The sequence below is a fragment of the Vibrio sp. 10N.237.312.B06 genome, from assembly GCF_041464685.1.
Taxonomy (GTDB): Bacteria; Pseudomonadota; Gammaproteobacteria; order Enterobacterales; family Vibrionaceae; genus Vibrio; species Vibrio tasmaniensis_A.
In genome coordinates, this window is the sequence record NZ_JBFSPI010000124.1 from 1 (window position 1) to 9,393 (window position 9,393).

General features: G+C 39.9%; 9 protein-coding genes. 5 read left to right on the forward strand and 4 right to left on the reverse strand.

Translation table 11 applies throughout. From position 1 onward, the window contains the following. Positions 1-377 precede the first annotated feature (377 nt). Positions 378-1,631 (reverse strand): HD-GYP domain-containing protein, encoded by a 1,254-nt coding sequence (locus AB6C75_RS21770; protein ID WP_371702433.1) that lies wholly within the window; start codon positions 1,629-1,631, stop codon positions 378-380. A gap of 81 nt (positions 1,632-1,712) precedes the next feature. Further along, the gene (locus AB6C75_RS21775) at positions 1,713-2,120 is read right to left on the reverse strand and encodes a VOC family protein (RefSeq protein WP_029223884.1); all 408 of its coding nucleotides are present in this window, start codon (positions 2,118-2,120) and stop codon (positions 1,713-1,715) included. 627 nt (positions 2,121-2,747) lie between these two features. Here AB6C75_RS21775 and AB6C75_RS21780 point away from each other — a divergent pair. The 3 genes from AB6C75_RS21780 (at position 2,748) to AB6C75_RS21790 (ending at position 4,613) form a co-directional block, all read left to right on the forward strand. Beyond that, positions 2,748-3,608: a hypothetical protein gene (locus AB6C75_RS21780; RefSeq protein WP_016800229.1), complete on the forward strand. Its 861-nt coding sequence runs from the start codon at positions 2,748-2,750 to the stop codon at positions 3,606-3,608. Further along, positions 3,601-4,311, forward strand: coding sequence for an RES domain-containing protein (locus AB6C75_RS21785; RefSeq protein ID WP_016800228.1), 711 nt, complete (start codon positions 3,601-3,603; stop codon positions 4,309-4,311). Before AB6C75_RS21780 ends, AB6C75_RS21785 begins: the two co-directional genes overlap by 8 nt. A gap of 119 nt (positions 4,312-4,430) precedes the next feature. Next, positions 4,431-4,613 carry a hypothetical protein gene (locus AB6C75_RS21790; protein WP_371692696.1) on the forward strand — a complete coding sequence of 61 codons (183 nt, stop codon included), beginning with the start codon at positions 4,431-4,433 and terminating at the stop codon, positions 4,611-4,613. 6 nt (positions 4,614-4,619) lie between these two features. Here AB6C75_RS21790 and AB6C75_RS21795 read toward each other — a convergent pair whose 3' ends face one another. After that, positions 4,620-5,549, reverse strand: coding sequence for a LysR substrate-binding domain-containing protein (locus AB6C75_RS21795; protein ID WP_372109227.1), 930 nt, complete (start codon positions 5,547-5,549; stop codon positions 4,620-4,622). A 126-nt stretch (positions 5,550-5,675) separates the two neighbouring features. On the opposite strand from AB6C75_RS21795, the gene AB6C75_RS21800 reads away from it, so the two are divergent. Together AB6C75_RS21800 and AB6C75_RS21805 are read left to right on the forward strand one after the other, a co-directional pair. Further along, positions 5,676-7,271, forward strand: coding sequence for a BCCT family transporter (locus AB6C75_RS21800; RefSeq protein ID WP_371692698.1), 1,596 nt, complete (start codon positions 5,676-5,678; stop codon positions 7,269-7,271). Beyond that, positions 7,271-8,398 (forward strand): mandelate racemase/muconate lactonizing enzyme family protein, encoded by a 1,128-nt coding sequence (locus tag AB6C75_RS21805; protein WP_371692699.1) that lies wholly within the window; start codon positions 7,271-7,273, stop codon positions 8,396-8,398. The genes AB6C75_RS21800 and AB6C75_RS21805 overlap by 1 nt, the downstream gene beginning before the upstream one ends. Before the next feature lie 451 nt (positions 8,399-8,849). Here AB6C75_RS21805 and AB6C75_RS21810 read toward each other — a convergent pair whose 3' ends face one another. After that, on the reverse strand, positions 8,850-9,143 hold the full coding sequence (locus tag AB6C75_RS21810; RefSeq protein WP_371692700.1) for a hypothetical protein: 294 nt from the start codon (positions 9,141-9,143) through the stop codon (positions 8,850-8,852). Between the last annotated feature and the right edge of the window lie 250 nt (positions 9,144-9,393).

Consider the following 9,393-nt stretch of genomic DNA (forward strand, 5'->3'; position numbering starts at 1 on the left):
AGATTGATAGGTTTAAATTGTTAAAGAGCTTCACTTGTTGAGCGTTCCTTTTAAGCAAGGAGCCTCTCGAAGTGGACGGCCATTCTAGCGTTTTAATTCTTAGTGTCAAACACTTATTGGGAATTAATTTCTACTTTTTAAAAGTAGGAGCGTTTAAACGCTTTAAGCTAGTTGCCTTACCAACATTCTTCGCTGAAGCCTTATGGCGTCTACCGTGTCAGTGAGGCGGCATTATAGAGATGCAGCTTTTATTGGCAAGCATTAAATGCGTTTTTTATTAAAAAAAGAGGTTAAGTGAAGACATTTCAACCAAGGGCTTATTTATACAACTTTCAACCCAAGTTTCGAACAAACTACCCACAACAACCTGTGGATAACTACTCGCAATTATCAAAAAAGTAAGATAAACGAGCCCTAGGGTTTAGATATTCTCTAACTTGCTCCGGTAACTTGCTTGGATTAACTGCATTGACAATTTTTATCTCTTTAGTAAATAGGTCAATGATCGGGGCTTGGGTTCTTGGAACGCTAGGATCATAGATCAGTACGTTCGGATAAAGCATATGTTTGGCATTAACCGAAATCACGATTCCAATTGATTCATTGGAAAGCTGCACGACAGTACCCGGCGGATAGACTCCCATGAACTTAACTAATAGGCTCAAATTATCCTGACTATATAGATGTTTGCAGTTCTTATATAAGTGGGACAATGCCAAGTATGGGATCATTTGTTGAGATTGCGCTTTACCATGACAAAGATTATCGAATGCGTTAGCCACTGAAACTATTTTGGTAAGTTCATCTATCTCTTCTTCTTTTAAACCTTCAGGATAACCAGAGCCATCATTCATTTCATGATGTTGAACGATTACTTTTTTGGCACTTTCAGGAAAGTCATCAATTCCAGAGACAATATCAGCACCATATTTCGTATGAAGTTTTAGGTAATTCTCTTCCGGTGCTGTCAGCGTACTCTGCTTTCTAAGTATTGCAGCTGGTATTTTGATCTTTCCTACATCATGGAACAACGCAGCAAAAGAAAGCGCTTTCAATTGTTGAGTATTGTAGCCTTTAGCTTTACCTATCATTAACGCAACGACAGAGACATTTAATGTATGAAAGTAAATGTCTTCAAAGTCAGCTTTAGCATTCATAAGGTGTAAGGTAACGCTATCGTCACTTGCCAGTATTTCAACAATATCATCAACTAGACTTTTAACCTCTCCTACCGCATCTATAGGTCGGTTACGAATTTTTGTCATTACTGAACGCATTCGAGCAAGCGAGCGCTCGAACTCTTTCTCACAATGACTGACTCTACGACGGTAAGAGCTTAGGGTTTCGATACGTTCATGCTTATCTTTCCACATCCTTTCAGTTTCAAGGCTTATCTGTAGATCTGAATCGGCCCCTTTCTCTATCTCGTGATTAGAAGGTAAAGGTGCAGTATCGCTTTGACTTAGATTTATATAGACATGCTTAATCCCAAGATGTCGAATTATTTTCACTTGAGCGTCATCTTTTATTTTGAAGCTGTTGAATAAAAATGGGTGTTCGTTCCATTTTAGGGGGAGTCGTATATGTAGGCCGGGCTGGATGCGATCTACAGTAATCTTTATGCTGCCCATATTTATATAATATTGATTAATAATCTATATTTATAATTCTAATAAAACCACGCGGGAATTTCACTATCCAATTTCACAGGTTCAACTTAAAGAATCACAATGCACCATCCAACGAATACCGAACTTATCTTCCACTTTACCAAATCTAGCGCCCCAAAACGTATCTGCGAGTGGCGTCATTATTCGCCCCCCTTGTTTAAGCTTCTCAAAAATTTTCTCTTGAGTCGCGGTATCCTCTGTAACCAAGGAAAGTGCCAGATTGTTCCCTTCAAGTTCTTTAGCTTTAACGCCATCAGACATCATGAGCTTCATACCAAATGCTTCGAACTCAGCGTGCATAACCCAACTAGGTTGTGCCCCCTCTATTACCTGAGGAGCATCACTAAAGAGTTGCTTCGATAAAACAACACCACCAAAGCATTTATGATAAAAATCTAACGCTTCACTACAACGACCATCAAAAAACAGGTAAGGGGTTACTGTCAGCATATGTTTCTCCTCTATTAGCCCTTTAAACATAGACAATAGACGTGAGAATGACAGATAACATTCTGATTTAAGATAATTAATTTACTAAGGAATCGCATTACGAACGGAAACGGTAATATTTTGGAATGGCACAATAAGAACTGACTGATTGGACAGGCGTTCCTGCCACCACCAAGGCAACGTTTTCTGCTCTCCAGATACAACAAAGCCCCGACTTGAGTCGAGGCTTTGTCATCTAAATATGGTACCGGTAGGCAGGCTTGAACCGCCACGCCCGAAAGAAACGGATTTTGAATCCCTCCCGAAGCCTTTTAACTAGCTGTATTTACTAGGATAGTGTTGGATATTAAAGACCATAAAGTGCGATTTGATTGGATCTACATTACATGCTTTGAGCACAGAATCGAAAAGTCACAGACCGAAAATCCACATCCAAACTCATTTGTGGACATAAATGAGTTTATAAAAACCTTACATTAGCGATTCATGAATAACTACAGGTATGGCAATTTGTTTAACTTAGGGGCCAGTATTGATGGGGTAGCTCATCTCTAAAAGGCAATAATAATTTGCATAGTTGTTACTATGGATCTAAGGTGTACAATAATACCTAACGAGGCAGTATCCATGCGAATTTCTAGGGAAGCAGAGCAGTACATTCTACAATGTCAGTTAACGGCGTTAGAGGAACAAGAATACGAAAATGATGATCATGACAGTATTCAAGAGCCAGTGACCGTTAATAGCTTGAGAGAAGCAAAGCCTTTACTCGATAAGGGCATAACTGTCGTATTAAATGGGAAGCATTTGACAGCTAAAAACGGTCGTGTCTTTGCGGCTCCAGCTCATGTGATTAACCGAAGTGTAAAGCTTGGGTTTGAGGAAGCAGAATTAGTTAGTGGTGCCATGCGTGTGATGGAACATCATATAGCTCATGGTTCTGTTAAGCACATGTATCGCCTACTACAACAGGATGCTCAGAAAAGTTTTGATGACTTCAAGGAAGCCATTAAGCCACATACAAGTGCAGATGATACACAATATTTAATAGCAAAAGACTTGAACGAGATTGAAGCTAGAGCAAAAAACTTCCCGCTAATTACAGCAAAGCAAGCATCAGTACTGTTTGGAGAAGTAAGTGCTGCAAATCCTTCAAGATTGGTTGCTAAACTCAAAAAAGAAATGAAGCTACTCGGCTTTTATTTTGGAAATTCTCGTAATATCCAGATCCCAGCGTTTCAGTTCGACACTGAACGTCTTGGTGTGTACAAGCCAGTCGAAAGGTTGTGTCACATATTTGATGGGTTAAATGATTGGGGAGTGTATAAATGGTTAACAACTCACAATGATGATCTGGAGTGCACACCTGCTCAAGCTATAAGCCGACCCGAGCTTGAAGAAGATTTGCTATACCTAGCAGGTTTGTTTAAGTCTCAAAGCACATTGCGTGACTTAACCTTTGCTTCAGAAGAGCAAGACTATGAGTAAGGCGCCACCACTGCTGAAAATCGAACCTGGTCGTCATTTTTACCGTGCATTAAATAAGGTATATGACGACAATGGTGAGCGTGCTTACACAGCCATAGATCCGAATCCATTTCTACAAGTTAAGTTCACTAGTGATATTAGGGCTATCTACTCTGATGGTACGGTCACCGCTGGTCGCTTTTCGCCATTCCGCTCTAACGACAAAGCAGTCCCTGCTCTGTATATAGCACCAACTAGAGAAACGGCCTATTTTGAAACGGTACTACGACCACTTGCTACAGATTCAGTAGTAACGTTATCATCCAAAGAGTTTCAAAATCTCGCTGTGGCTACAATCTCTTTTAGAAAGGAGCTAACCTTTGCTGATTGTAGAGCTGCATATCTGAAAGGCGGGGCCGAAGCATTTTGGGATATTAGTTTTGATGATTTGTTTAACAAATCTCAGCTGAAATGCTTGGATATAGCAAGAACGCTAGCTAAGCACATTCATAATACCTACCCCAATGTAGATGGCTTAGTTTGGGATAGTGTTCAACAAGGAAATATTGTCCCAGTATACGTGATTTTTGGACCAAAGCGGGAGGGAGACATACATTTAGAAGTGGATGCTTTGGAGGATATCGCTACATGGAAGCCTTATTTACACCAAGCTGTACAGAATGACCACTTAACCATATCTTCAGATCTAGCATCGCTACTTTAAATGTTAGCGTGGCACTTTCGCGTTAAAAGTGCCACGGGTAAAAATTCAACCAGAGAAGCTTTTGGACAAAAGTGTGTCAGGACTTACTCTAAATTAGCAATTCGTGGATAACTAAAGGTATGGAATGTCGCTTAACGTTGCGCCCATTTTTGATGGTACACATTATTGCGGCTGACAATGCATCAGTACCAACGGATGCATTGTTAGCCGCAACCAAATATTTAAATTATCGTTGGTTTACTTTCCTTGCAAAAACAACCAATCGCCCCTCCATCTATATTCCCTACTCTATCGTTAAATAGATACTCTTAATCATAACCAACATTGTCGCCAATTTCTTCATGCAAGAATGATATAAAACGTACAGCTTGAGTTGAGAGTGATGCGCCTTTCCTTGTCAATATATAATAAGCCTTATGATGCGTTATGCTCATCTTTGGGAATGGAATAATTAGTTTTTTTTCATCTAGCTGTTCTCTGATTAGATCAATACCGCATAGCGCAACGCCAATCCCATTTTTAGCAAACTCGGCTAACAAGTCTGATTGCCCAACTGTATGACCAGTGCCGACTTGCAGACCAATGTTGCTGTATTTATTAGACCAATATTGCCAATCTGTTGTGTCTCTATCATGGATTAAATGCACGTTTTTCTTGCATAGGTCTTTTGCATTAAACAGCCCTCTAGATTGTTGATACTCGGGCGAACAGACAGGGACATAACATAAACTAGTAAGAAATTTAACGTCAAAATCCTCCCAATCATCCATCTCTCCCCATTTAATGGCAAGTTCGGTGTTGTCTGAAAATTCCAAGGTATTGGTTGTCAATACTTCATTGATTAGGACGTTAGGATTGCTAGAAAGGAATTTTGGCAAATGTGAGCTAATGATTGTCTTGCTAATTACTGGCTCAGTTTCAATGTTCAGATTGAAATTCTGAGAACTGTTATTGAAGTCAATAATCGAGTTCCTAAGAGAAAAATAAGGTATTTTTATCTCGTTATAAAAACGCTCACCATCTGGAGTTAGTCGAATTACATTTCCATTTCTGTGAAATAATTTTACACAAAGCATACTTTCGAGCTTTGTTATGTGCTTGCTGATTGCAGCTTGCGTTTGATTAAGATCACGACTCGCCAATGTAAAGCTATTTTTCTCTGCTGAAATTATAAATGAGGTAAGCCAGTCATAGTGAGGAATTCGTGGTAATTCTCTTTTTACTTCTATGGTCTTCATAACGTTTTGTTATTCATCCGCGCGTAAACATTGGTTGATTATGACCCTTTAGCGCTTAACATTCAGCGGCGGATATAACATTTATCAATGTAACTAACGGAATGTCATAAACTAAAGGGGCGCAAAATGACAACAACTACACATGTGGATTTACCACAATCAGAGAAATCTAGTGCCGATATATCGCTCATAGTAATCAGTTTAGCGTTTGTATTTAGCACTATCGCAATGCTAATGGTCTTTCCTGATGCCTCGCAAGAAGTAGCTAAAAGCATGTTTTCAGGCTTAACAAACAGCATTGGGTCATCCGTCCAATTGCTTGGTTTTGTAAGCGTATGCATCGTTTTTGCTATAGCTGCCAGTCGATACGGAACAATTAAACTAGGTGACGGCAAGCCTGAATACACAAACATGAGTTGGATATTTATGTTTATTTGTGCGGGTCTTGGCTCGGCAACGATGTATTGGGCGTTCATGGAATGGGCTTATTATTATAATAGCATCGGGTTAAATATAGACTCTCAAACTAATGAGTCACTAAGAAGTAGTCTTTCTTATGTATTCTTCCACTGGGGATTCACACCCTGGTCTATTTATGCACTATGTGCAATAACTATGGCATACCACTTTCATGTTAATAGAAGCAAAGGTCTAAACCTTGCCTCACTAATTGCTGCAATTACAGGCATGAAAGAAGACAGCCCTGTAAGCAAAGTTATTGGTATTGCGATTAACCTTACATTTTTGTTTGCAACATTTGGCGGTCTAATACTTACCACCACCGTAACAGTTAACACAGTATCAACTGGGTTTTCTGAGCTGTTCGAATTTGATAACACATTTTTATTTCAAGCCGTTTTATTGGCTGTAATTACACTCACGTTTACATTAAGTTCGTACATAGGTATCGGTGAAGGTCTTCAAAAGATTGCAAAAGCTGCATGCGGCATGACTTTTGTTTTCGGTCTTGTTGTTCTTCTACTTGGCGACACAGCCTTTATCGTAGACTTCCTTGTTAACTCTATTGGTTTAACAATTTCTAACTTTGTAGAAATGAGTTTATTTACCGATGCGACTAATGACGGCTCTTTCAACAAAGATTGGACAGTGTTCTACTGGCTATACTGGGTAACTTATACACCTGCTGTTGCTATTTTCGTTACTCGCATCTCAAAAGGCAGAACGATTCGTGAAGTTATCATTGGCTTAGTATCTGGCGGCTGTGCTGGTTGCTGGTTCTTCTTTGGTAGCCTAAGTGGTTACGCTATTGATATGTTCAATTCTGGCATCATCAACTCTCCTGAAATATTGTCTACAGTTAGTGGTGATTTGGCTATTTCTCAACTAATCAGCGCATTGCCATTTGGCACATTCCTTTCTGTTTTCTACTTCGTACTAATGATGATATTCCTTGCGTCTCACCTAGATGCTACTGCCTACACCGTTGCGGCTGTTAGCGTTAAAGGGTTGAAGCAAAACGAAGATCCATCTAAGACTTTACGTCTATTTTGGTGCGTAATGTTAAGCGTTTTGCCTCTTAGCATGCTTTACATTGATGCCTCATTATCCACTCTTAAAACGGCTGTTGTACTAACTGCTGCTCCATTTATTATTGTTCTACTGCTGTGCATATATGGGTTGAAAGTATTTTTATCCACGCACGATTTCGAAGACGAAAGTAAAAACACACAATTTGCAAAAGTATCTAGCGAGGCAAACTGATGAACGCTCCAAAAATTAAAGATGTTGAAGTTATCCACCTGCGTGTCCCTCATGTTGACGAAACATGCACTTGGGGAGAAGACGCGGTTATTGTAAAGGTAACAACGGATCAAGGTCTAGTTGGTTATGGTGAAGCTGACTCTTCACCACTTGGCGTAAAATCAGTGATAGAAGCCCCTAGCACAAATTTCTACTGTGAAGGTTTAAAAAGTATCATTGTTGGCGAAAATGCCTTAGAGATAGAGCGGTTGTGGGAGCTAATGTATTATCGTTCTAACTATATGGGCCGAAGAGGTCTTGGCATCCACGCAATTAGCGCAATCGACATTGCTCTGTGGGATATCGCAAGTCAATTTTATCAGGTTCCTATTCATACATTACTTGGCGGTAAGTATAGAGATAAAATTCGAGCATATGGCACATTTATTCCAGACGCAAAACCAGAAAATAACCGAGCGATCGCAAGGAAACTAGTTGATCAAGGGTTTACTAGTATTAAGTTTGGAGGTGGTGTATTTGGTGATGATCCAGAAACCGACATTGAAATTGTTCGTCATGTTCGCGAAGAGATTGGCGATTCTATTGAGTTACAAATAGATCTAGCTTCAAAATGGCACACTGTTGGCCACACTGTTGATATGTGTAAGCGACTTGAAAAATATAACCTTAACTGGGTTGAAGAGCCTGTATTAGCTGACATACCAGAAAGTTATGCGAAGATCTCAGATAAGGTCTTACCTAAGTTGGCTGGTGGCGAATCTCTAACCACAAGATTTGAGTTTAAGGCGTTTCTAGAAAACTCTAAGGTTGACATTATTCAACCCGATATCACTCGCTGTGGTGGCTTTACAGAGATGAAACGCATTTATGAGTTAGCTCGATATCACGGTGTTAAGTTAGTACCACACGGGTTTAGCACTGGTATTCTTAATGCTGCCACCATTCAGTTTCTAGCCTCACTTCCTGATGGCGATCTAATGGAATACTCACAAAGCGATAGCCCACTATATACAGATCTTGTTGCTAATAAAGAAGGTCTTCAAGACGGTTATGTTCACGTTCCTGACACTATTGGACTTGGTATAACACTGAATAGTAACTTGATGACAAAATATATTGTCGAATAAATAAGGCAGTCAAAGCCCCTAAATAGGGTTTTGTCGCAATCTGGAGTGCTGAGCTATTATCCCCTCAGCACTCATTCAACTTTAGCATTATGACTATAGACCTTTCTGGTCGCCACTTTCCTTCCCTCATCATCCATCAGGCCATTTGTTCGCTATTACGTTCCTTATAAATTCAGCGACTGTGAAACGCCTTTGTAGTCGCTTCTGAGGATTCCCCCCCCTTTTTGAACCCATGAAACTTCTGCAGTTTATCCGCGTGGCAGTGTCAGGTGCAATACCCTTAAGCTGTTCTTTTTCTGATAACATTTTCTTGCTCATAAGTCTTTTCTCGATTCAAAAATGACATTAGATAATTGATAGCATCATGGGCTACTAGTCGCATTGTAGAACCTTGTTCGAAAAAACAATGGGGCAATTATGGGTTAGAATAGGTATACTCACGAAGCTATGGTCACATGCTTCGGCCCTGAATCTCTAAAAACCAATAGTCACCATTTTTGCTCCAGTCAATGGAATAACTCTTTGCTAAAGAAATGTTTACATCTTTACCACCAATCGGGGTTGTTAGGTCTATCGGCCCAAATGAGGCACCTTGAGAAATGTCATAGTCCCAGCACTTTGTGCTTTTACTCTTGGGGTTAACAAGCCGCTCCATATCGTTCATCACAAGTGATACACCCTCAGACATTCCACCCACAGACACATATTGCTCAAGAAGTTGCAAATCCTCGTATACGTCTTTCATGAATATATCGGTCGCTCCACGCTTACCTCCTGAAGAGCTAAGCGTACGATAGCATTTCATCTCAATAGCGATAGTGTGACTTTGTTGTTGTGAAATTCCACTAAAAACGAGGTCTATTTCTCTAGTTCTACCGTGAATATTAATCCCTGTTTCTAATTCTATGTTGAATCTATCACCTGAACTGAACGTTATAAGGGCTTTGTTGCGTAATTAAATTTAAAGATAGAACTACCCCGTTTCGCGTATTTCT